General features: G+C 57.3%; 20 protein-coding genes, 2 tRNA genes and 1 pseudogene. 8 read left to right on the top strand and 15 right to left on the bottom strand.

What is annotated here, in order from left to right:
* The first annotated feature begins 3 nt into the window (after window positions 1-3).
* The gene (gene erdR, locus EC915_RS17435) at window positions 4-651 is read left to right on the top strand and encodes a response regulator transcription factor ErdR (protein WP_133751772.1); all 648 of its coding nucleotides are present in this window, start codon (window positions 4-6) and stop codon (window positions 649-651) included.
* A 107-nt stretch (window positions 652-758) separates the two neighbouring features.
* Complete coding sequence (locus EC915_RS17440) at window positions 759-1,127, top strand: diacylglycerol kinase (protein ID WP_133751773.1); 369 nt, start codon at window positions 759-761, stop codon at window positions 1,125-1,127.
* 23 nt (window positions 1,128-1,150) lie between these two features.
* On the opposite strand, the gene EC915_RS17445 is transcribed toward EC915_RS17440, so the two are convergent.
* Window positions 1,151-2,077, bottom strand: a complete 927-nt coding sequence (locus tag EC915_RS17445; protein ID WP_166651015.1) for a LysR family transcriptional regulator — start codon at window positions 2,075-2,077, stop codon at window positions 1,151-1,153.
* A 120-nt stretch (window positions 2,078-2,197) separates the two neighbouring features.
* On the opposite strand from EC915_RS17445, the gene EC915_RS17450 reads away from it, so the two are divergent.
* Complete coding sequence (locus tag EC915_RS17450) at window positions 2,198-2,977, top strand: ferredoxin--NADP reductase (protein WP_133751774.1); 780 nt, start codon at window positions 2,198-2,200, stop codon at window positions 2,975-2,977.
* Window positions 2,978-3,228: 251 nt separating this feature from the next.
* Here EC915_RS17450 and tsaA read toward each other — a convergent pair whose 3' ends face one another.
* From tsaA to EC915_RS17465, 3 genes are all read right to left on the bottom strand, one after another.
* Window positions 3,229-3,933: a tRNA (N6-threonylcarbamoyladenosine(37)-N6)-methyltransferase TrmO gene (gene tsaA / locus EC915_RS17455; protein WP_133751775.1), complete on the bottom strand. Its 705-nt coding sequence runs from the start codon at window positions 3,931-3,933 to the stop codon at window positions 3,229-3,231.
* A 30-nt stretch (window positions 3,934-3,963) separates the two neighbouring features.
* Window positions 3,964-4,425 (bottom strand): DUF1456 family protein, encoded by a 462-nt coding sequence (locus EC915_RS17460; protein WP_133751776.1) that lies wholly within the window; start codon window positions 4,423-4,425, stop codon window positions 3,964-3,966.
* 66 nt (window positions 4,426-4,491) lie between these two features.
* Window positions 4,492-5,202, bottom strand: coding sequence for an rRNA pseudouridine synthase (locus EC915_RS17465; protein WP_133751777.1), 711 nt, complete (start codon window positions 5,200-5,202; stop codon window positions 4,492-4,494).
* Window positions 5,203-5,391: 189 nt separating this feature from the next.
* Here EC915_RS17465 and EC915_RS17470 point away from each other — a divergent pair, with 189 nt between their 5' ends.
* Window positions 5,392-6,360, top strand: a complete 969-nt coding sequence (locus tag EC915_RS17470; protein ID WP_133751864.1) for an alpha/beta fold hydrolase — start codon at window positions 5,392-5,394, stop codon at window positions 6,358-6,360.
* Between the two features lie 57 nt (window positions 6,361-6,417).
* Here the strand turns inward: EC915_RS17470 and EC915_RS17475 are convergent, their stop codons facing one another.
* Window positions 6,418-6,873, bottom strand: a complete 456-nt coding sequence (locus tag EC915_RS17475; RefSeq protein WP_133751778.1) for a GNAT family N-acetyltransferase — start codon at window positions 6,871-6,873, stop codon at window positions 6,418-6,420.
* Between the two features lie 129 nt (window positions 6,874-7,002).
* Entirely contained in the window at window positions 7,003-8,340 is a 1,338-nt protein-coding gene (rimO, locus tag EC915_RS17480; protein WP_133751779.1) for a 30S ribosomal protein S12 methylthiotransferase RimO, read from the bottom strand.
* A gap of 270 nt (window positions 8,341-8,610) precedes the next feature.
* On the opposite strand from rimO, the gene EC915_RS17485 reads away from it, so the two are divergent.
* Window positions 8,611-10,509, top strand: coding sequence for a potassium transporter Kup (locus EC915_RS17485; protein ID WP_133751780.1), 1,899 nt, complete (start codon window positions 8,611-8,613; stop codon window positions 10,507-10,509).
* Between the two features lie 92 nt (window positions 10,510-10,601).
* Here EC915_RS17485 and EC915_RS17490 read toward each other — a convergent pair whose 3' ends face one another.
* The 4 genes from EC915_RS17490 to EC915_RS17505 all read right to left on the bottom strand — a co-directional run bounded on the left by EC915_RS17490 (window position 10,602) and on the right by EC915_RS17505 (window position 15,258).
* Window positions 10,602-11,903 (bottom strand): virulence factor family protein, encoded by a 1,302-nt coding sequence (locus tag EC915_RS17490; RefSeq protein WP_133751781.1) that lies wholly within the window; start codon window positions 11,901-11,903, stop codon window positions 10,602-10,604.
* Window positions 11,903-14,545, bottom strand: coding sequence for a bifunctional lysylphosphatidylglycerol flippase/synthetase MprF (gene mprF / locus EC915_RS17495; RefSeq protein WP_133751782.1), 2,643 nt, complete (start codon window positions 14,543-14,545; stop codon window positions 11,903-11,905). The genes EC915_RS17490 and mprF overlap by 1 nt, the downstream gene beginning before the upstream one ends.
* Window positions 14,546-14,867: 322 nt before the next feature.
* Window positions 14,868-14,944, bottom strand: a tRNA-Met gene (locus tag EC915_RS17500).
* A gap of 237 nt (window positions 14,945-15,181) precedes the next feature.
* Window positions 15,182-15,258, bottom strand: a tRNA-Met gene (locus tag EC915_RS17505).
* A 233-nt stretch (window positions 15,259-15,491) separates the two neighbouring features.
* Here EC915_RS17505 and dinB point away from each other — a divergent pair.
* Entirely contained in the window at window positions 15,492-16,550 is a 1,059-nt protein-coding gene (gene dinB / locus EC915_RS17510) for a DNA polymerase IV (protein WP_133751783.1), read from the top strand.
* A gap of 8 nt (window positions 16,551-16,558) precedes the next feature.
* Here the strand turns inward: dinB and EC915_RS17515 are convergent, their stop codons facing one another.
* The 3 genes from EC915_RS17515 to EC915_RS17525 form a co-directional block, all read right to left on the bottom strand.
* Window positions 16,559-17,515 (bottom strand): hypothetical protein, encoded by a 957-nt coding sequence (locus tag EC915_RS17515; RefSeq protein ID WP_133751784.1) that lies wholly within the window; start codon window positions 17,513-17,515, stop codon window positions 16,559-16,561.
* 75 nt (window positions 17,516-17,590) lie between these two features.
* Window positions 17,591-19,306 carry a proline--tRNA ligase gene (locus tag EC915_RS17520; protein ID WP_133751785.1) on the bottom strand — a complete coding sequence of 572 codons (1,716 nt, stop codon included), beginning with the start codon at window positions 19,304-19,306 and terminating at the stop codon, window positions 17,591-17,593.
* Between the two features lie 172 nt (window positions 19,307-19,478).
* Window positions 19,479-20,804: an OprD family porin gene (locus EC915_RS17525; RefSeq protein WP_133751786.1), complete on the bottom strand. Its 1,326-nt coding sequence runs from the start codon at window positions 20,802-20,804 to the stop codon at window positions 19,479-19,481.
* 994 nt (window positions 20,805-21,798) lie between these two features.
* Between EC915_RS17525 and EC915_RS17530 the strand changes: the two genes are divergently transcribed.
* Complete coding sequence (locus EC915_RS17530) at window positions 21,799-22,230, top strand: HIT domain-containing protein (protein ID WP_133751787.1); 432 nt, start codon at window positions 21,799-21,801, stop codon at window positions 22,228-22,230.
* Complete coding sequence (locus tag EC915_RS17535; RefSeq protein ID WP_133751788.1) at window positions 22,227-22,433, top strand: SlyX family protein; 207 nt, start codon at window positions 22,227-22,229, stop codon at window positions 22,431-22,433. Before EC915_RS17530 ends, EC915_RS17535 begins: the two co-directional genes overlap by 4 nt.
* A 65-nt stretch (window positions 22,434-22,498) precedes the next feature.
* Here EC915_RS17535 and EC915_RS24995 read toward each other — a convergent pair whose 3' ends face one another.
* Together EC915_RS24995 and EC915_RS25475 are read right to left on the bottom strand one after the other, a co-directional pair.
* Window positions 22,499-22,738 carry a cold-shock protein gene (locus EC915_RS24995; RefSeq protein ID WP_177413394.1) on the bottom strand — a complete coding sequence of 80 codons (240 nt, stop codon included), beginning with the start codon at window positions 22,736-22,738 and terminating at the stop codon, window positions 22,499-22,501.
* 90 nt (window positions 22,739-22,828) lie between these two features.
* Window positions 22,829-23,104: pseudogene (locus EC915_RS25475) on the bottom strand (cold shock domain-containing protein membrane protein); the annotation flags it as partial.
* Between the last annotated feature and the right edge of the window lie 225 nt (window positions 23,105-23,329).

Genomic DNA, 23,329 nt, shown 5'->3' on the forward strand with positions numbered 1-23,329 from the left:
GAAATGAATTACGAAATCCTGATCGCCGATGACCATCCCTTGTTTCGCAGTGCCCTGCATCAAGCACTGAGCATCGGCCTGGGCCCCGACGCCCGGCTGGTCGAGGCGGAAAGCATTGCTGATCTGGAAGCACGCCTGACCGAAAAGTCCGATTGGGATCTGGTACTGCTGGATCTGAACATGCCCGGCGCGTACGGCTTCTCCGGGCTGGTCCTGCTGCGCGGTCAGTACCCTCAAGTGCCGGTGATGATGGTTTCGGCTCAGGAGGAGGCGGCAGTCGTGGTCAAATCCCGCGAATTCGGCGCGAGCGGCTTCATCCCCAAATCCAGTTCGCTGGAAACCATCCAGCAAGCCGTGCGCACGGTGCTCGATGGCGACGTCTGGTGGCCGGCGCAGGTTAACGAAAGTGTCAATGTCTCGCCGGAGGCGAAAGCAGCCAGCGAAGGACTCGCCAGCCTGACCCCTCAGCAGTTCCGCGTTTTGACCATGGTCTGCGAAGGCTTGCTCAACAAGCAGATTGCCTATGAGCTCAGCGTGTCTGAAGCGACCATCAAGGCGCACGTAACGGCGATTTTTCGCAAGCTGAACGTGCGTACCCGGACCCAGGCGGCATTGCTGTTGCAACAGCTGGAATCGATTTCGCCGAACTGATGCCCCTGTTCCGGCGCTTTACAAGGATGTCCAGCGGCTGTTCTTCACACTTTTTTGACCGCCGCTGAACTAGTCTGCACCGTCTTCATGGATCAGTAGTTCCCTTTATGACCTCACCTTTCAAGGGCCACACCGGCCTCAAACGTATTCTTAACGCTTGCGGTTATTCACTCGACGGTCTGACCGCTGCCTTCAAGGGTGAGGCTGCGTTTCGTCAGTTGGTGCTGCTCAACGTCATCTTGATACCGCTGTCGTTCGTGTTTCACGTCAGTCGCGGCGAACGGGCAATCCTGATTGCCGTATGCCTGCTGGCGTTGATTGTGGAATTGCTGAACTCGGCCATTGAAGCGGCCATCGACCGGATTTCTCTGGACCGCCACCCACTGTCCAAGAATGCCAAGGACATGGGCAGCGCGGCACAGTTCGTCGCGTTGGTCCTGGTTGCTGCGGTATGGGCGCTGATTTTGCTCGGCTAATCGCGTTTTATCTCGCAAGCCCTTCAGGCAATGCTGGGCAGCACAATCTCGTCGCTGCGTCGGACTCCCGCAGTGAACGCGCGGCACAGATCGAGAAACTCCCGAATAGCTGAAGTCTGGTACTTCTGCTTGTGCCAGATGAAATAGAACTGGCGCACCAGATCCAGTTCAGGCGTCTCCACTGCCACCAAGCTTCCCCGGCGGAATGCGTCGCGCAGCGCCAGCCGGGAAATGCAGCCGATCCCCAGACCTGACTCGACGGCACGCTTGATCGCTTCGGTGTGCTCAAGCTCAAGACGTACGTTCAGGCTGTTGAGATGATGACGCATGGATTGATCGAAGGTCAGGCGCGTGCCCGAACCCTGTTCGCGCAGAATCCAGGCTTCTTGAGTCAGCTCGGCCAGCGTCGCATGCCCTCGTTTGGCCAGCGGGTGCTGAGGCGCACAGAACACCACCAGTTCATCTTCGACCCACGTCTGCACTTCGATATCGGGGTGGCTGCAGTCGCCCTCTATCAACCCAAGGTCTATTTCATAGTGCGCGACCTGCTGCACGATATTGGCTGTGTTTTGTACATGCAGCTTCACCTGGCTTTCCGGATGACGCTGCATGAAGCTGCCGATCAGCAGCGTCGCCAGGTAATTGCCAATGGTCAGGGTCGCTCCGACGGCCAGCGAGCCGAAGCCGGCCTTGCCGTTGAGCAGGTCCTCGATCTCTTTGGCCTGATCCAGAAGGGCAACGGCCTGAGGCAGCAATTGCCGCCCGGTGGCATTCAGGCTCAGACGTTTGCCCGCGCGGTCAAACAGCTGGCAACTGGACTGGCGCTCAAGTTCGGTAATGGACGTACTGGCCGCAGATTGCGATAACGACAGGTGCACGGCAGCGCGGGAAACGCTTTCCTGCTGGGCGACGGCGACGAATACTTGTAGCTGACGGAGAGTGAATCGCATATCTATATAACCGATAACCCATATCTTGATAATCCAGTTAACAGATATTGTGTCTGCCACTAGAATATCGCGCAATGACGCCGTGACCGGTGTGCGCACATTTCAGGAGTTTCCACGTACATGAGCAACATGAATCACGAGCGTGTCCTCAGCGTTCATCACTGGAACGACACGCTCTTCAGTTTCAAGTGCACCCGTGATCCAGGTCTGCGCTTCGAGAACGGTCAGTTCGTCATGATCGGTCTGCAGCAGCCAAACGGGCGCCCGCTCATGCGTGCTTACTCTATCGCCAGCCCGAATTGGGAAGAGCATCTGGAGTTTTTCAGCATCAAGGTGCCGGACGGCCCGCTGACCTCGCAATTGCAACACCTGAAGGAAGGCGACGAGATCATCATCAGCAAAAAGCCTACCGGCACGCTGGTTCTTGATGACCTGAAGCCGGGCAAACATCTTTATCTGCTCAGCACCGGCACCGGTCTGGCGCCTTTCATGAGCGTCATTCAGGACCCGGAAACCTACGAGCGTTTCGAAAAGGTCATCCTGTGCCACGGCGTGCGTTACGTGAATGAAGTCGCCTACCGCGAGTTCATCACCGAGCATCTTCCGCAGAACGAGTTCTTCGGCCAAGCGCTGCGCGACAAGTTGATCTACTACCCGACCGTCACCCGCGAACCTTTCGAAAACGAAGGGCGCCTGACCGACCTGATGCGCAACGGCAAGCTGTTCAGCGACATTGGTCTGCCACCGATCAACCCGCAGGACGACCGCGCAATGCTGTGCGGCAGCCCGAGCATGCTGGACGAAACCAGCGAGGTGCTTAACAGCTTCGGCCTTATCGTCTCGCCGCGTATGCGCGAGCCGGGTGATTACCTGATCGAGCGGGCATTCGTCGAGAAGTAATACTGACCCCGCAGGTTTTCGAATCTGCGGAAGATTTTTCTGACTGAAGACGTTCAGCGTCTGATGCCACCCCTTCCCGAGCAAGCTCGGTCTCACAGGGTTATGCGTAGCTGAATGTCTGGACTTCATCAGGAGTCCGCGGTGAGGGCGAGCTTGCTCGCGAAGAGGTCAGTGCGGGTGCTAGAGGTTTAGCGCCTGACAAAAAAACCGCCTGGAGGTCACGGACCAGGCGGTTTTTTTGTGGGCATGATTCAGACGGCAGCAGGCACGACTTCCAGCACGCGTATCTGCCCCGTTTGGGGATAATGCCAACGCACATCCAGATCCCAGAACTGCGCGCCGTAGCGACGCTCAGGCGCAGGCACTTGATAAGCCGGCCGCGGATCCTGAGTCAGGCACTGCTCGATCAACTCCACCAGTGGCTCGCTCAGGCGCAGGGCATGTTGGCGGGCCTGTAACAGGGCGCTTTCATCCCAGTAAACGGGGATCAGTTCTGGCGCTGCTGCCGCCATGTCGTTGCTGGCCTCGACGACGATGTCGGCGTAGGGCACGTACGGTTTGATGTCCAGAACCGGGGTGCCATCCAGCAGGTCGATTCCCGACAGCCACAGACGACCGGGCTCGACCCTCTCCAACTTGACCACTGACTGACCGATACCGTTCGGACGGTGTGTGGCACGGGTCGCGAACACGCCCATGGTCTGATTGCCGCCCAAGCGCGGCGGCCGCACTTTGAGGCGCGGCTTTTCTTCCAGTGCTTCGTGAAACAGGAACAGCAGCCAGACGTGACTGACCTGTTCCAGGCCCTGAACCGCGCCGCCCTGATCGAACGGCGGCACCAGCTCCATGACGCCCCGTGCGGCAGGGGCCAGCTGTGGCTGGCGCGGAATGGCGAACTTCTCCTTGAAACAGGAGCGTACGAAGCCAATGGGCGAAACGCCGTAGCTTTGCTTCATCGAGGCAGGTTTAGCACAGGGGGCTAATGCTCAACCGCGAACGCGCAGGGTCAGGCCGCGCAGGAAGTTTCGCAGCAGTTGATCACCACACAAACGATAGTTGTTGTGGCCGGCCTTACGGAACAGGGCGCTCAGCTCCGGCTTGGACACCGGAAACTCTGCGGCCTTGAGGATCGCGTGCATATCCTCCTCCTTGAGCTCGAACGCTACGCGCAATTTCTTCAATACGATGTTGTTGGTTATGGGCATTTCGATCGGCAGGGGCGGGCGGCTCTCGTCCTTGCCGCGCTTGAAGAACACCAGGCCGTCAAGGAAGTGCGCCATAACCTCGTCGCTGCAGGGCTCGAAGCCTTCTTCCTCGTCCTTCTTCATAAAAGCCATTACCTGAGCTTTGGTGACGTCGATGCCACCCAGCTTGATAATGTCCACCACCTTGGTGTCGCTGATATCGAGCATGTAGCGGATGCTACGCAGTACGTCATTGTTCATCATGATGCGTGTTTCCTGATCAATCGGGTGTAAGCGCACGCAGGGGGAGGGCGGCGCTGAAAAAAAGGTTCAGAACTTTTCTTTGTCGGTCATGTAGCGCCAGTGGCCTTCCGGTACTTTGCCAATGGAGACGCCGCCGATGCGGATGCGCCGCACGGACACGACCTTTAGCCCTACGGCCTCGCACATCAGCGCGATTACACCGGGTTGCGGATTCTTCATGGCGAAACGCAGGCGGTTTTCGTTCTGCCAGCTGGCTTTGACCTTCGGCAGCTCTTTGCCCTTGTACATCAGGCCGTGGTTTAGACGGTTGAGGCCGTGGGCAACCATTTCGCCGTTGATTTCCACCACGTATTCCTGCTCGATCTTGCTGCGGTCATCGGTGAGCTTGCGCAAAATCTTCCAGTCCTGGCTGAACACCATCAGGCCGCTGGCGTTGGTCTGCAGGGTCGAGATCGCTTCCAAACGCAGGAAATGGCCCTTGAGTGGGCGTTTACCGATGCTGTGTTCGGGCGATAGCGTGCCCGGTGTAATCAATGGCAAGGCCTGCTCCGGGTTCATGCCAGCGGCCGCGTTGAACAGGATGGTCACGGCTTCCGGGGTGTCGGCCTTGGCCTCGGGGTTAAGCACGACGGTCTGGTTCTCGACCTTGGACTGCGGTTCGTCGACGACAACGCCGTCCACCGTAACCCAGCCGCCTTCGATGAACAGCTCGGCTTCGCGACGGGAGCAGCCGACCAGCTCGATAAGGCGTTTGGAGAGGCGAATGGGGTCAGTCATGAGAAAAGCCGTAACAGAAGGGAAAGGCGCCCATTGTACCTATGCGGACACCGTTAATCGCGGCAACATTGAAAATGCTTCTTGAATCAGCGTTCACTTGCGGGATTTTTTCGAGCGCGACGCTGGTCTGCTCTTGATTCCCACTCTGTCTGGAGTTTTTCCGTGAACAAATGGCTATCTGCATTGCTGATGAGCGTCAGCCTGCCGCTGATGGCAGCACAGGCGCCGTCCTATGGCCCGCAGCTGGAAGGTTTTCAATACCCCTTCCCGGCGCAGAACTTCGATTTTGAGTCCCAAGGTGCCCAGGTGCAAATGGGTTACATGGATATCAAGCCGACCGGCACGTCTAATGGCCGAAGCGTATTGATGCTGCATGGCAAGAACTTCTGCGGCGCGACTTGGGAAGGCAGCATCCGTGCGCTCACGGCGGCAGGTTATCGGGTGGTCGCGCCAGACCAGATCGGGTTTTGCCGCTCCAGCAAACCGGCGGATTATACGTATTCTTTCGAACAGCTGGCCAAGAACACCAAAGCGCTGTTGACCCGTCTGGGGATCGATCATGTGACTGTGGTCGGCCACTCCATGGGCGGTATGCTGGCGACCCGTTTCGCGCTGATGTATCCGGATCAGGTAGAGCAGTTGCTGCTGGTCAACCCGATCGGTCTTGAAGACTGGAAGGCCAAGGGCGTGCCGGATCGCAGTTTCGATGACTGGTACGCACGGGAACTGAAGACCAATGCCGAGAGCATTCGCAAGTATCAGCAGTCCACTTATTACGCTGGCCAATGGCGACCTGAATTCGATCGCTGGGTCGACATGCAGGCCGGAATGTTCAACGGCAAGGGCAAGGAGGAGGTTGCTCGGGCGTCGGCGCGGACGTACGGGATGATTTTCAACCAACCGGTGTTCTATGACTTCGAAAAGTTGAAGATGCCGACGGTGCTGTTCATCGGGCAGAAAGACAACACAGCGATTGCCAAGGATGCTGCGCCCCAGGAGCTGCGCAAGACGCTGGGCAACTACCCTGAACTGGGCAAGGCGGTTGCCAAGCGTATCGCGCAGGCAACGCTTATAGAATTCGCCGGGCTGGGGCATGCGCCGCAAATCCAGGACCCGCAGCAGTTCAACCGGGTGTTGTTGGAAAGTTTGCGGCAATAGCTTTCAGCCGTGAACGACCATAGCAAGGATAACCTGCGAGCAGAATTGGCGATGTGCCTATCGAATGGCTTTTAATCGCATCCGCAACATCGGATACGGCCTGCCCAAACCATCGACTTTGGAGCGGCCGGTCACCTCGAATCCCTGCTTTTCATAAAATCCCAAGGCCTGCGGATTCTGTTCGTTCACGTCCAGTTCGGTTACCTGAAAGTGTTCGATGGAATAGTCCAGCAGCTTTTTTCCCAGTCCCATGCCCCGGTATTGCGGCGCGATGAACAGCATTTCGAGTTTGCCAGGCGTCGTGCCCCCGAATCCGGTGATGTGCAGTTGCGAATCGCGCGTGCAGAACAGGTTTACGGCGTCCAGGTACTGGGTCTCCAGCAGATTCCTGAGCAGCGTGATGTAGTTCTCCGGCAGAAAATCATGCGTCGCGCGAACGGATGCTTCCCATACACGGGTCAGTTCAGCGTAGTCGTGCTTTTTGGGCAGGTAAATGACCGGGTGCTGGGTCATGTTGCCTCATCTCCTGTCTTGTCGTTTTTCCTTATGTGGAGACGATAGCCAGAAAAAACAAACCCCGCCGGTTACTGGACGGGGTCAGGTGGATCTCAGCAAGTGACGAATCAGTTCGTCAGCACGCTTTTAGATCGTCTCGGCCCACAGGTCGTATTCATCGGCATCGACCACGCGGCACATGATCTTGTCGCCCGGCTTGAGGTCCAGATCGCTTTCCACGAATACGTTGCCGTCGATTTCCGGCGCATCGAAGAATGAACGGCCCACAAAACCCTGCTCGTCGACTTCGTCGATCAGCACTTCGATTTCTTTGCCGATCTTCATTTGCAGGCGTGCAGCACTGATGGCCTGTTGGTGCGCCATGAAGCGGTCCCAGCGTTCCTGCTTGATGTCTTCCGGCACCATTGCAGCGTCCAGAAGGTTGGCAGGCGCGCCCTCGACCGGCGAGTACTGGAAGCAACCCACGCGATCCAGCTGTGCTTCAGTCAGCCAGTCCAGCAAGTACTGGAAGTCCTCTTCGGTTTCGCCCGGGAAGCCGACGATGAAGGTCGAACGGATAATCAGATCCGGACACTGCTCGCGCCACTTCTTGATGCGCGCCAGCGTCTTGTCTTCGAAGGCCGGGCGCTTCATCAGCTTGAGGATTTTCGGGCTGGCGTGCTGGAATGGAATGTCCAGGTACGGAAGGATCTTGCCTTCAGCCATCAACGGGATGATCTCGTCGACATGCGGATACGGATAGACGTAATGCAGGCGAACCCAGATACCCAGCGAACTCAGGGCCTGGCAGAGCTCGGTCATGCGGGTCTTGACCGGCTGGCCGTTCCAGAAGCCGGTGCGGTACTTGACATCTACGCCGTAGGCGCTGGTGTCCTGGGAGATCACCAGCAGCTCTTTGACGCCGGCCTTGGCCAGGCGCTGGGCTTCGTCCAGCACATCGCCCACCGGACGGCTGACCAGTTTGCCGCGCATCGACGGAATGATGCAGAAACTGCAGCTGTGGTTGCAGCCTTCGGAAATCTTCAGGTAGGCGTAATGACGCGGCGTCAGCTTGATTCCTTGTGGCGGCACCAGATCGATCAGCGGGTTGTGATCGAGCTTCGGCGGTGCGGCATCGTGCACGGCGTTGATCACTTGTTCGTATTGGTGCGGGCCGGTGACGGCCAGCACACTGGGGTGAACGCTGCGGATAACGCTCTCGTCCACGCCCATGCAGCCGGTCACGATGACCTTGCCGTTTTCGGCGATGGCTTCACCGATGGTGTCCAGGGACTCGGCCTTGGCGCTGTCGATGAAACCGCAGGTATTGACCACCACCACGTCGGCGTCCTCGTAAGTCGGCACGACCTGATAGCCTTCCATGCGCAACTGAGTGAGGATGCGCTCCGAATCGACGAGCGCCTTCGGGCAACCCAGAGAAACGAACCCGACCTTGGGGGCGGCAGGCGTGGTGACGGTGGACATTGACTAACCTCGGCGTGGGTATGCCTGGGCAGTTGGCCCGGCACTGACTGGGCGCTTGGTGCGCCTCTGATCAAAAAGTGCGCAATTCTAGCGATGAGAGCAGCGATTGACCAGCGTTATACCGAGAATTACGACGAGTGCTGCGCTATGCTTCGCGGCGTTGAACCCGGTGGCCCTTGTCGGCCGGGTGCATCGGAATTCACCGGTATGCTGCGGGTCCATCCGGCAGCAGCCAGTCGCGGTGCTCGAGTCATGGTTCAGGAGTGGTAAATGGGTCACGCAAGTAGTCAGGCAGAGGCCGGAAATACCTCGGTCAAGCCACTGAGTCTGCTAGTGGGAGCGGTAGGGGTGGCGTATGGCGACATCGGTACGAGTCCGCTGTACACGATCAAGGAAGTGTTCGCTGGCGGGTACGGTGTGCAGGCGGGGCACGATTCGGTGCTGGGAATTCTGTCACTGATTTTCTGGGCGCTGATCTGGGTCGTTTCGTTCAAGTACATGGCGCTGGTGCTGCGCGCCGATAACGACGGTGAGGGCGGCATCATGGCCCTTACGGCGCTGGCCCGTCGTGCCTCCTCGAAATACCCGAAGCTGCAAGCGACCATGATCGTCTTCGGCCTGTTCGGTGCTGCGCTGTTCTATGGCGACAGCATGATCACCCCGGCCATCTCCGTGCTGTCAGCGGTCGAGGGCATGGAGCTGGCGTTCGATGGCCTGGACCACTGGGTGGTGCCGATTGCCTTGATCGTGCTGGTGGGTCTGTTTTTGATCCAGCGCCACGGGACCGCCCGGATCGGCGTGATGTTCGGCCCGATCATGGTGCTGTGGTTCGTGACCCTTGGCGTACTCGGCATCCACGGGATCGTTCAGCAACCTGAAGTGCTGCACGCAATCAATCCGGTCTGGGCGCTTCGCTTCTTCATCGATCACCCGGGGATTGGCGTCGCTGTACTGGGTGCGGTGGTGCTTGCACTGACAGGTGCCGAGGCCTTGTACGCGGATATGGGGCATTTCGGACGCAAGCCGATTTCCCGGGCCTGGTTTGCGCTGGTGCTGCCTGCTTTGGTGCTCAACTATTTCGGGCAGGGCGCGGTGGTGATCGAGAATCCCGAGGCCGTGCGCAACCCGTTCTACCTGTTGGCGCCAGGCTGGGCGCTCCTGCCGCTGATCGGCCTCTCTACGCTGGCGACCATTATTGCGTCTCAGGCGGTGATTTCCGGCGCGTTCTCCATGACATTGCAGGCGATTCAGCTTGGTTACATCCCGCGCATGCACATTCAGCACACCTCCAGTAATGCTCAGGGCCAGATTTATATCGGTGCGGTGAACTGGGCGTTGATGGTCGGCGTGATCCTGCTTGTGCTGGGTTTCGAGTCGTCCGGTGCCCTGGCTTCGGCTTATGGTGTGGCCGTGACAGGTACGATGCTGTGTACCACCATCCTTGTAGCGTCGGTCATGCTGCTGGCGTGGAAATGGCCACCGTTGCTGGCAGTGCCGATCCTGGTGGGCTGCCTGTTCGTCGATGGCATGTTCTTCGCCGCTAACGTGCCTAAGGTCGTACAAGGTGGGGCGTTCCCTTTCCTGGCCGGGATCGTCCTGTTCATCCTGATGACCACCTGGAAGCGTGGCAAGCAATTGCTGGTGGATCGTATTAACGAGGGTGGCCTGCCGCTGCCGATTTTCATCAGCAGCATCCGCGTGCAGCCACCCCATCGCGTACAGGGCACTGCGGTGTTCCTCACTGCCCGCCCTGATGCCGTGCCTCATGCACTGTTGCACAACCTGCTGCACAACCAGGTGCTGCATGAGCAGGTCGTTTTGCTGACGGTGGTCTATGAGGACACCCCACGCGTTCCTGCGGCGCAGCGCTTCGAAGTCGAAGCTTATGGCGAAGGATTTTTCAGGGTGATCCTGCACTTCGGCTTCATCGACGAACCGGACGTGCCAGCGGCACTGAAGCTGTGTCACCTGGCCGAGCTGGACTTCAGCCCGATGCGCACTACGTACTTCCTGAGCCGCGAGACCGTGGTGTCGTCCAAGTTGGTCGGGATGGCCCGTTGGCGTGAAAATCTGTTCGCCTTCATGTTGAAGAACGCCAACGGCAACCTGCGATTCTTCAAGCTGCCGTTCAACCGGGTGATCGAGTTGGGCACTCAGGTGGAGATGTAAGCGCACAGGCCGCGCTGGAGTTTGAAAGCCCACGGCTCCAGACATAAAAAATCCCCGCGGTCGTGAGAGTGCGGGGATTTTTTATGGTGAGGTCAGTCAGCGCTTGCCGATTCCGGCGCTTCCTTGCCTTTCCACTTGTCGATGACGGCAATCAACCGCTTGGCCAGGGCGGGGTAGTCCTCGTCGAAGTGGTGCCCGCCCGGTAGCTCTTGCTTCTGGCCGGGGGCAGTTGCTTCGGTACAACCGCTTTCATCCTTCTCCTCTACGCCATAGACGCAGAACACCTTGTCACCCGGCAGCTTGGCCATTTCCGGCCCGGTAGCGGCTTCTTTGCCGGATGCGCCGAGCCAACCTTCAACTGCGATCTCGAAGCTGCCGCTGCGTGCGAAGGCCAGCAGGATGATGCCGTCGACGCGGGCTTTGTCTTCTTCCGGCAGTCGGTTGTAAATGGCAGGCAATACGTCGGCGCCGAAGGAATAGCCGGCGAGGACAAAGTGCTTGGCACCCCATTTCTGCCGATAGTGCGCCATCAGTTCGCTCAGGTCGGTTGCGGTCTGTTCCGGTGATTTGTGTTCCCAGTAGTAACGCAGGGTGTCGATGCCAACGACCGGGTAGCCCCCCGACTTCGCCATGTCACCTGCCACGTCCTTGTCCAGGTCGCGCCAGCCGCCGTCGCCGGAGAGGAATAGCGTGACGGTGTCCGATGGCTGGCTGGAAGGCACTTCCACCACAGGGATGTTCAGCCCGCCATTGGCGTCGTCGGCAATCAGCAGATGACGGACTTCGGTGTTCAGAATCTGGGGGTATTTGATGTCGTAGTCGCTGATGCTGGTTTCGGCGTTGGGCGTGTCCCGCACGAACACTGCAGTCTCATCGTCCGGGCCATCGTTCCAGGCCACGGTCCATTTGCCATGGGCCGCAGCTTTTGGCGCCGGTGTTTTGCAGTCCGGCTGCTTGAGAACGAAATTCACGGAAATGGCCCGAGCCTGGTCGTTGTTCTGACCCGCGAGCCAGTCCCACGCTACAGAGCCGCCCGCGCTTATGCCCGCGACCACGTCCGGGGCACCATCGAGCTTTTGCAGCGCGGCGTTGAAGCTTTTGTCCTGCAATTGGCAGTCGTCTTTTGGCAGGATTACCTGAATCACCTGAGCCGATGCATCGTAGCTCAGGGCCAGGACCTGCTTCTCGGTCATCGCGTCATCGCTGGTTACGGCCAGAGCGACTCGAGTCTTGACCTTGGTCGACGGAGTGGCGCGAATCAGTGCCGAGCCATTCTCCAGTGTCATGTGTTCCAGAGTCGGTTGCGCGGCGGGGCGGTTCCACAGCCAGAAACCCAATGCCACCACCAGAATTACCAGGGCTGCAAGCAAAAAGCGCCAGTAGCGTTGAATCATCAGCGTTTCACCAATCCAGTCAGGCCGCCCGCGATGAGGGCGGCGGTATCTGCCAGTGCCACCAGAGGATCAAGTCCTGCGGGCACGGCCATATAACGAGGTTCCCAGTCAGGCTGGAATTTGTCTTTGAATCGACGCAAGCCCTGAAAGTTGTAGAGCTGCTCGCCGCGACTGAAGACCATTGAACCCAGGCGCTGGGTCAAGGGTGCGCCACGTCTCGGCTGCAGGCCTGACAACGGCACCATGCCCAGGCTGAAGCGCGCGTAACCTTCCTTTTTGTAATGCAGGATCAGACCAACCATCATGAACTCCATGGTTAGCTTGGGCGCCTCCGGATGCGAGCGCATCAGGTCCAGACTCGCCAGGTCGGTGCGTGAGGTTTCCAGCAGGTTAGCGAAAGCAACCGGTTTGCCTTCGAAATGGATGATGGCAATACGGAAATGCTTAAGGTAATCCAGGCTGAAACGACCCAGTGAGAAGCCTTTTTCGCGCACGTTCTTACCGGTCAGCCAAGCGTCGGAAATCACCTTCAGTTCATCCATCGGCGCTTGACCGACTTCGTAGATTTCCAGCGAAAGACCGTCGCGACCACCCCTGTTCCAGGTGTAGCGCAAGTCCTTCATCTCCTTACCCTTGGCATCGATGTCGAATTTATGCAGGTCGACGCGGGCCTCTTCGCCCAGCTTGATGGCAGTCAGGCCGATGTCCATATAGAAAGGCAGATTTTCGGCGCGTACCTGATAGAACACGGGACGGGCGTGGTGCACGTCACACAGGTCGCGGAATTGCCAGATCAGCTCGGCGCGCTGTTGGGTCGGGCCAATGGGATCGTACAACGCCACCAGGCTGCGACCGCGATGAGCGTACATCAGGAACGCATTGCCATCCGGGTGCAGCAGCACGGCCTTATCGCCGGTCAGTACGAGGCCGCCGTCAGGCTGATTGGAGGCTTTGATGATTTCGGCGGCCTTGGCCAGTTGTGCGTCGTCGGGCAGGTCGATCTGCGGGCGGGCCGTGCGCAGCAACCAGGTCAGCGAGACGATGACCAGTAGCACCGCGCTGCCCAGAGCCGAGCGCAGGCCGCGCGGAGCATCGGCGTCGAGGGTGAATTGCCACCACAGCTGATGGCTGTACGGCACGTCTTGATAGGCAAACAGCAATAACCAGAACGAAGCCCCTAGCACGCAAATGCTCGCCACCAGATAGAGCGGAGAAAAGGGCAGTTCCAGCAGGCGGCTCGGACGGTAGAACGAGCGACGGAAGATGGCCAACAAGCAGGCTGTCAGGAGTAGCAGGCTTGCTTCCGCCCAATCAAACCCTTTGAGGATCGAGAGGATGGAGCCGACGAACAACAGAACGGTGGTCAGCATCCACGCCGCAGATAGCCGTCGACGCAGGCCTTGGGCAAGCAGCAGGCAGAGCACGCCGATCAGGCTGGCGCCAAAGTGTGACGCATCGATCAGGCGATGAGGGATCAGGAACCCCAGGCTTTCCAGGCGTGTGTCGATCTCCGGTGTAGCACCGGAAAACAACAGCACAACGCCAGACAGAAATACCAGTAATGCCAGAATCGGTGCGCCAAGGCCGGAGGCAACACGCATGGCCTGACGGGCAAACAGAAACCGCTTGGCTTCGCTGAACAACAGCACCAGGCACGCGATCAACAACGGAAGCACCACGTAAATCAAGCGATACAGCAGCAGCGCTGCGGCCAGAGGCGCTGCACCGAGTTCGTCGGCGAAGGCTGTGAGCAGAATGGCTTCGAATACCCCAACGCCTCCGGGCACATGGCTCAGAACGCCGGCCGCCAGCGCCAACAGATACACCAGCAGAAATGCACCGAACGGTGGAGCGGAAGGCAGTAGCAGGTAAAGGACCGCCGCAGCAGCGGCGACGTCCAGCGCAGTGATGACCAGTTGTATCAAGGTCAGGCGCAAGCCTGGCAAACGAAGGGTGCGGCGACCGGCACGAACCAGCAGGTTATGCGCAATAGTCTGTTCGGGTAATCGGCGACGATAAACGGCAAACCCGATAATCATGCTGATCACCAGTACTGCAATGGCAATCGTTGCCAGCAGCGGAACCGAAAGGTGCAGCGCCAGCGATGCCGCCGGCAGGTCGCTCAGTGTCGCAAGCGCGGCCAGGGGAGGAAGTGCGCAGCCAAGCGAAAGGCTGGCGAACAGGGTCATATGAGCGACTTCGCCCGCGCCAATGCCTAAGCGTGAATAAAGGCGATAGCGCACAGACCCGCCAGAAAGCATCGACAGTCCCACCGCGTTGCCAATGGCGAACGCGCAAAAACCGCCCATCACCAAGGATTTGCGAGGCAGGTCGACGTTGGCATATTTGCTGGCGGACCATTCGTAACCCAGCAAAATGGTGAAGCCGATGACCGTCGCCAATACCGCGCCGGCCAGTGAGGGCATAGGCACACTCAGCAAGGAATCCTGCAGGGCATAAATGTCGAGCTCGGTGAGCATGTGCCGACAGGCGATCAACGCCAGCGCGAACAGAATGATGGTCACAGCCAGCCCGATCGGTTGGCGATATTTGCTCACTAGATCGCGTACGCGCAGTCGGGCAGGGGGCGCCGGAGGAGCTTCCGGAACTGCTTCGTTTGTGTCGGATGGGTTAGCGCGCATTAATCACTCCTTGGATCGTGCGCGACAGAATGGAGGTATACAGCCAAGTTACCAATCCCTACGCAAAAAATAATTCAGGATGTTAGCGCTTCAACGTCTAACGGGCGAATACGGCAGAACATGTTTCATGATCGGATTCTGTTTGCTCGCCTACCTATCGGCAACGGGCACGGAATCTGTTGTGTCGAGAAACATATGGTAACAAACGGGTTGTGAAGAAATTGATTCGACAACGGGATGGGACAAGCAATTGTCCGCGCTGTTCGGCGCGTTTTGCCGAAGCAAAAAAAAGGCCACTCTTTCGAGTAGCCTTTTTAGATGTTGGTTGCGGGAGCCGGATTTGAACCGACGACCTTCGGGTTATGAGCCCGACGAGCTACCAGACTGCTCCATCCCGCGTCTGTGTGGCGGCATTCTACAGCCGAACGACAAGCTGTCAACCTTTAAACCTAAATATTGGCAAAATAACTGACTTCGTCGCGCCGGCATGCCTAAGTTGCAGTCGTACAAGGCTTTTCTGTACGAAGCGCAGGGCGGTCGCATCTTCAGTCATGAAAGATGTTTCACCTGGCTCAGGGGATACGATTTTCATACACGCACAAAAAAGCCACTCTGTTGAGTGGCTTTTTTGATGTTTGGTTGCGGGAGCCGGATTTGAACCGACGACCTTCGGGTTATGAGCCCGACGAGCTACCAGACTGCTCCATCCCGCGTCTGTGTGGCGGCATTCTACAGAGGAACGCGGGAGTGTCAAGCACAGTGTGAAAAAAAGTGCTTTTTCTTCAAACGGTTAGCGCTAAGGCGAGGGGTGATGAGGCCATATAGGCCTTGTTGCACGGGGCTCGAGCCCATGGGCGTGGTCAAATCAGTGTACTGTTTTGCACTGCGGGTGTCAGATCGGCCCTTGAGTGAGATACTGCACAACCGTTCCCCACGACCGCATGTCATGCCGCAGCGCAAAATCATCCATATAGACTGTGACTGTTTTTATGCCGCCATTGAGATGCGTGATGATCCCAAGCTGGCGGGCAAGCCGTTGGCGGTTGGTGGGTCAGCAGACCGGCGCGGGGTCATTGCCACGTGTAACTATGAAGCGCGGGCGTATGGCGTGCGTTCTGCCATGTCGTCACGGCATGCTTTGACGCTTTGTCCGGACCTGACCATCGTCAAGCCGCGAATGGATGCTTATAAAGAAGCTTCGAAGGAAATCCTCACGATCTTTCGCGATTACACCGATCTGATCGAGCCTTTATCGCTGGATGAGGCTTTCCTGGACGTTTCCGAGTGCAGCCATTTTGCAGGCAGCGCCACGCGTATCGCCCAGGACATCCGCAAGCGCGTGTCCAACCAGCTGCACATCACCGTTTCTGCCGGGGTCGCTCCCAACAAGTTTCTCGCCAAGATCGCCAGCGACTGGCGCAAGCCTAACGGGTTGTTTGTCATCACGCCGGATCAGGTAGAGGGCTTCGTCGCTGACCTGCCGGTTTCCAAGCTGCACGGTGTGGGTAAGGTGACCGCCGATAAATTGGGCCGTTTAGGGATCGTCAGCTGCGCTGACTTGCGGGGCTGGAGCAAGTTATCACTGGTGCGTGAATTCGGCTCCTTCGGTGAGCGACTGTGGAACCTGGCTCACGGCATTGATGAGCGTGTAGTGCAGAACGACAGTCGGCGTCAGTCCGTCAGTGTGGAAAATACCTACGATACGGATCTGCCTGATTTGCCGAGTTGCCTGGAGAAGCTCCCTGATTTACTGGAAAACCTTAACGGGCGGCTCTCCCGAATCGATACGCTCTACCGTCCAGGCAAGCCTTTCGTGAAAGTGAAATTTCACGATTTCACCCAGACAACGCTGGAGCAAGCGGGGGCGGGGAGGGATTTGGAAAGTTACCAACAATTGCTGGCTCAAGCGTTCGCACGCGGCGGCAAACCCGTGCGACTGCTGGGTATAGGTGTGCGCTTGCATGATCTGCGCGGTGCTCATGAGCAACTGCAGCTATTTACCTGAAGGACTGTTTAGTCGCTGCCTGCGGGCACCGCGACCAGGCGCCCGGCGTCTCTGGCCAGCGAGCGCAAAAACTCGTGCTGCAACTGCGGGTCGTTACGGGTCAGTTCGATCAGTGACTGCTCAAGGTCGCTGGCCTCCTCTTCCAGTCCGAGTTCAGACAGGCGTTTGACTCGGTGTACCCACTGATTCACATCGTCGTCTTCGAGATCGTCGTAGATCAGGCCGTGGGCCTCGATCAGCTTGCCGCGTAATGATTTGCTCAGCGGCAGGCTGACATTGGCCTGCACGTCGGATTGGTCGTCCTGCACTTTGAGCTCCAGTCGGGTAACGTGCCTCAGGTCTTGCTCGGCAAACGGATTGTCCAGCAGGTTGAGGCGCAGTACGCCATTGCGGTCAGTGTTCAGTTCGTTGGTGTTTTTTCCTGATTTGACTTCGACCGGGCTTTCGCTCCACAGCAGGCTCGTATGCTCGACCCGGTGATCCCGCTGGATTTCCTCTATGCCTGCCAGGTTTTGCTGGGCGCGGCCGTGGGAGGGAGCGTTCATGAACGGGTTAATGCCCGCAATGCCATAGCTGAGCCAGTCCTTGGTCACGCTGTCCGGCAGGCTGCCGAATGTCAGTACGTTCACTACATTGGCCCCGACGCCGGCGACGATCGCCACCGCACCCAGCGGGATTTCGTAGATTTCGCGCCAGGGTTGGTACGGGGTATAGCGGTCGTAATGTCGAGTGACTTCGTACTCGGTGATATCGAAGGTTTTCAGCTCGTGGATGCGGATACGGCGCTGCGGCAACTCCAGAGTATCGGGTTCGCCAACGTCTATTTGAAAGCTGTGATCGAGCAGTTTGCGATCGACCCGCTCTTCGTGTTCGCTGCGTTGAGACAGGTGGTTGGCGCAACCGCTGACGAGCAGACTGCTGCACAGCGCGGCGCTCGCGAGGCTTGAGGAACTTCGCTTGAACATGGGATCTCTTGGTGCGGGGAGGGCACGACAACACAGCTTGATAAAAGACGCGCCCGCCTGGGGCGCGTCGTCGACTCAGTTGTTGATCCGGCCCTTGATGAACGACAGCACATCAGCCACTGGCAGAGCCTGAGCTTCAGACTCGGTACGGCTCTTGTACTCCAGATTGCCTTCTGCCAAGCCACGGTCGCTGACGACAATGCGATGCGGAATACCGATCAGTTCCATGTCTGCGAACTTTATGCCCGGGCTGGTTTTCTTGTCGCGGTCATCCAGCAGTACCTCGAAGCCGGCAGCAGTCAACTCTGCATAGAGCTTGTCGGTCGCCTCGCGCACGGCGTCGGTTTCATAGCGCAGCGGTACCAGAGCAATCTGGAAGGGTGCGAGCGCATCGCTCCAGATGATGCCGTTGTCATCGTTGTTTTGCTCGATGGCAGCAGCGACTACACGGGAAACACCAATGCCGTAGCAACCCATGCTCAAGTTGACCGGCTTGCCGTTTTCGCCCAGCACCTGACACTTCATCGCGTCGCTGTACTTGGTGCCCAGCTGGAAGATATGTCCCACTTCGATGCCGCGCTTGATGATCACTGTGCCTTGGCCGTCCGGGCTTGGATCGCCTTCAACGACATTACGCAGATCAGCGACTTCCGGAACAGGCAGGTCACGTTCCCAGTTCACGCCGAAATAGTGCTTGTCGTCGATGTTGGCGCCAATGCCAAAATCGTTCATCAGCTCCACAGAGCGGTCGATGATGCACGGCAGCGGCAAGTTCAATGGACCCAGGGAGCCCGCACCCGCGCCGATGGCCGCACGCAACTCAGCTTCGCTGGCCATGACCAGAGGGCTGGCAACCAGCGAGTGGTTGGAGGCCTTGATCTCGTTGAGCTCATGGTCGCCCCGGATGATGAGGGCAATCAGTTTGCCTTCTTCGGCTGCGTGGACCACCAGCGTCTTCACGGTTTTTTCGATGGACAGGCCGAATTTCTCAACCAGTGCAGCAATGGTTTTCGTATCAGGTGTGTCAACCAGTCGCAGTTCTTCAGTCGCAGCGCCGCGAGCTGTCTCGCGAGGGATCGCCTCGGCCTTTTCTATATTGGCGGCGTAATCGGAGGTATCGCTGAACACGATGTCGTCTTCGCCAGACTCCGCCAGCACATGGAATTCATGCGAGCCTGCGCCGCCAATCGAGCCGTTATCGGCCACCACCGGACGGAAATTCAGACCCAGGCGTCTGAAAATATTGCAGTAGGCCTGATGCATGCGATCGTAAGTTTCCTGCAGGGAATCCTGACTCGCATGGAACGAATAGGCGTCCTTCATGATGAATTCGCGACCACGCATCAAACCGAAGCGTGGGCGGATTTCGTCACGGAATTTGGTCTGGATCTGGTACATGTTGATCGGCAGCTGTTTATAGCTGCTCAATTCATTGCGAGCCAGATCAGTGATCACTTCCTCATGGGTCGGGCCCGCGCAGAATTCACGATTATGGCGATCTTTCAATCGCAGCAGTTCCGGGCCGTATTCTTCCCAGCGGCCGGATTCCTGCCACAGTTCAGCTGGCTGGATACCCGGCATCAATACTTCCAGTGCGCCGGCGGCATCCATTTCTTCGCGGACCACGGCTTCGACCTTGCGCAGAACACGCAGGCCCATGGGCAACCACGTGTAAAGACCAGAAGCCAGCTTGCGGATCATGCCGGCGCGGAGCATCAGCTGATGGCTGATCACGACCGCATCGTTCGGCGTTTCTTTTTGTGTGGCGAGCAAATATTGACTGGTACGCATGGTCGGCCGTTGTCGGTTGCTGTGACTGGGAAATGACCTGGCATTGTACGGTGGTGCTACGGTCGCGTACAGGGCGCCTGGCCTATGGAGGCGGTCGGATTGGCCTTCTTGCAGACATGAAAAAGCCCGGCACAAGGCCGGGCTTTTCTTTAACGAGTGTCAGACAGCGCGATTACAGAACCGAAATCGGGTAGTCGACGATCAGACGGAACTCGTTGATATCGCCTTCAGCCTGATCGGCATTGGCGCGGTGCCACGCTTGACGAATACGGAATGCCAGGTCTTTTGCTGGACCGGTCTGAACGACGTATTTGGCTTCAAGGTTGGTCTCGTGGTGGCTGCCATCGGCACCGTAGCCGTACGCACGATATGGACTGTTCAGCGCCATTTTGTCGCCGTCGATGTCTTTACCGCTGATATAACGGGTCATGAAACTCAGGCCCGGTACACCATAGGGCGCCATGTTCAGGTCATAACGAGCTTGCCAGGATTTCTCGCCAGGACCGTTGAAGTCGGAGTACTGGATGGAGTTGGCCAGAAAGATCGAGTCGCCACCGCTGTTGTTGTCGCCAATACCGATGTAGTCGAACGGTGTATCACCATTCACCTTCTGGAAAGCCAGGGTCAGGGTATGGGCAGCCAGGAACGAATAGGCGGCGGATACGGAGTAGGTATTGTTGTTGATTTCACCGGCACGCTTGCTGCCAGTGTCTTGGGTGTTGTAGTAGTTGACGTCGAACGCAAGAGACTGATCGTCGGTCAAGGACAGCGCGTAGTTGACGTTGCCATAGTACTGGTTCCACACGTCTTCCAGCTTAGCGTAGTAAAAGCCTACACCCAGTTGATCGTTTATCGAGTACTTGCCACCCCCGTAGGTAGCCGAGCGGGATGATACGTTAGCGTATTGAGCCCAGATATTACCGTCGCGATTCGTTTCATCTTGGCTTGTACCGGAAGTGAAGCGACCTGCTTCTACGTCCAGACCTTTTATTTCGCTGCTCTGCAGGGAGACGCCGGTAGCCGTCTGTGGCAACAGACGGGAGCCGCCAACTGCGAATACAGGCGCTTGTGGCTGCATATCGCCGATTTTCAGCTCGGTTTTCGAGATGCGGAACTTAACGGCGGCGCCGGCTTTGCCAAAGCTGTCGTGGTTGTCGCCATCGCTGTCGGTCGACAGGTTGCCGGAACCCGAGTAGTGGTTTTCACCGTCAAGCTTGAATCCCGCATAGCCAAACGCGTCAATACCTACGCCGATCAGCCCTTGGGTGTAACCGGAACTGTAGTTGCCCCAGAAACCTTGAGTCCAGTCTTTGGAATCAACGCCACCGTTCTTGCGATCACGGTTGAAATAGTAGTTGCGGGCCTTGACGTCAAGCTTGCTACCTTCAACAAAACCAGTTGCTTCGGACTGATCGCTTACGAATGCCGCAGCCGATGCCAATTGGATACTGGCCGCAGTAACTGCCAGGGCGATTGCGCTCCACTTCATCACTCTCATCGTGACTTTGCTCCTTTGGTTTTATGAAGAGTACTGCCGTCCACCTGTTTTTTTATCTGGTCGGCTCTTTCTTTTTTGGCGTCGGCGGAACTTATATCACGCTGACATTGTTGACGACAGTTACGAACCTATCCTTTCAAATTCTTTACGGCCATGTCGCAGAACAGTTACTTCTGTGTCGCTACCGAGCTGTTCATGCTCTAAAAATAAGCAACTGCAACACGGCCCTCCGTTCCTTTGGATTCATGTGCGCAGTGACCTGGCTCCCGTCGTTTTTTCGAACGTCCATTTGCTTGTACGACGCCTTCCCGGCCTGCATACCTGCTATTGGAAGCTGGCGCTGCGATCCTGTGTGTGACAAAGCAACAACCGTGCTCAAAGCTCCACAGGGTGTGAAAAAAATGTCGTCAGGGGTGTAAATGCATTCAAAATTCTGGCTAACTCCTTGTAATTTAATGACAAAAAACATCTATGGAAGTCGATTGTTGCTTGATTGAGAAGCAGCTTAACGCTCAAAAATGTCACTGACGTTACCTGTGAGCCCCGCAATGTGGGTAAATCACGGATAGGTAATGCAGGGTGTGTCCTCCGAGGTGAGTCTTTTTGGTGCGCACGCCGCGATTTCCGCCTGTATTTGGTACAGCTGTCGTAGTTGGTCAGGCTGATGTGACTGATGGATAGGGAGGGCGAGACATGGCAGCGACTTAAGTTTTTTGAGTAAGTAGGTGCATGATTTTTTGTGGGAGCTGCAACAGCCGACCCTGGTCTTCGCAATGGTTGCCTCAACTGTGTGCACCCCCGGGAAAAGCGGACGTTACTGGTGCAGGCGTTGCCGTGGGACGGCTGTCCCGAAACCAACAGCGATTACGCAGAATGGCCTCATAAGACGCATCGAGGTGATTCACTTTCTATTCCCTAGTATCCTGCTCAGCATTGAGGTGTTCGAGCATTACGCGAAAACATCGAAACCCAACCCGTGATCAGGAGTTGATGCGTGTTTGTTCTGGATCAGCGATTAGTGCAAGACACCGTGCCGGTGGGAGACTTCCCACTTTGTCGACTGCTATTGTCTAACGACGCCCAATACCCTTGGTTTATTCTCGTACCGCGCAAGCCGGACATAACGGAAATATTCCAGCTGTCCGACACGGAGCAGTTGCAGTTGTGGAAAGAAACCACTGCACTGTCCAGTACGCTTGAGCAGGTTTTCGTCGCCGATAAGATGAATGTCGCGGCGCTGGGGAACGTGGTGAGTCAGTTGCACATGCATGTCATTGTCCGTCATAAACATGATGTCGCATGGCCTGCTCCGGTCTGGGGCAAGTTTCCCGCAGTGCCTTATTCTGCTGAACATTCAGGCGACGTTATTACCCGAGTGAAGGCAACCTTTACCGACGATCTGTCTTTTGAAGAGCTGCAATCATGAATCTTGAAGAGCGAGTGATGGATCTCGAAAGTCGCCTGGCATTTCAGGATGACACTATCCAGGCGCTCAACGATGTGCTGGTCGCCCAGCAACGAAGCGTCGAGCGCATGCAATTGCAGATGGCGGCCTTGCTCAAGCGCCAGGAAGAAATGAGCGGGCAGTTCGAGGCTTTCGAAGAGGACGCGCCGCCGCCGCATTATTGAAAGCAAAGGCACAAAGAAAGCAAAGGCACAAAAAAACGCGCTCTCAGAGCGCGTTTTTTTCACGGTTAGCGGCGCGGAAGCGCTGCGATGACGTCTTCAGCCTGCAAGCCCTTGTCGCGGTTCATTACGGAAAACTCGACACGCTGACCCTCGACCAGCACGCGATGACCTTCACCGCGAATTGCGCGAAAATGCACGAAGATATCGTCACCCGAGTCGCGCGAGATAAAGCCGAAACCCTTGGAAGTATTGAACCACTTCACTGTGCCGGTATCGCGCTGGCCCGCTTCATGTTGCTGTGGAATCACCGAAGGTGAAGATCGGTAAAAACTGACACCCAAATGGATTGCCACAGCGACCACGATCGCCAGCAGGCTGACGAGTACGGCAGGTTGGCCAGCAATGGTTTCGAGCGGAACGAGCAGCGTGAGGATTTGAAGAACAACGGCCAGCACCAGCAGCACGCTGACCAGATTTTGCAGTTGATGGCGCAGGCCTCTGTTCCAGTAAGGAATCACAGGTGCAATGACCAGATTGATCAGGCCGAAGAGGGCAAGATACAGCGCATCCGGTTGGGACAGGTAAGAAGACAGCGCTTCACTACGCAGGCTAGGTATGAATGACAGCAGCAGGGCAGCTGCGCCCGTTAGCAAGTGGACTATTTTCAACATTTCAATGACTCACATTAAGATGGAACAAAAGAAGAAGCTGGCGACTCCCGGTACGCTTCTGAAAAAAGGGAGGCGTGATGCACGAGCGCCGACTCAGCCTATGCGCTACAGCCTGTTGGCTTTTCAGTAACGACACATCTGTATTTAACAGCAAAGCGCAGAGCTACTCAAATCAAGCGCTTAGCGCCCCCGATTGCGGAACACACCGACGATTGCATGGCGCTC

The organism is Pseudomonas sp. LP_7_YM (assembly GCF_004364435.1).
Taxonomy (GTDB): Bacteria; Pseudomonadota; Gammaproteobacteria; order Pseudomonadales; family Pseudomonadaceae; genus Aquipseudomonas.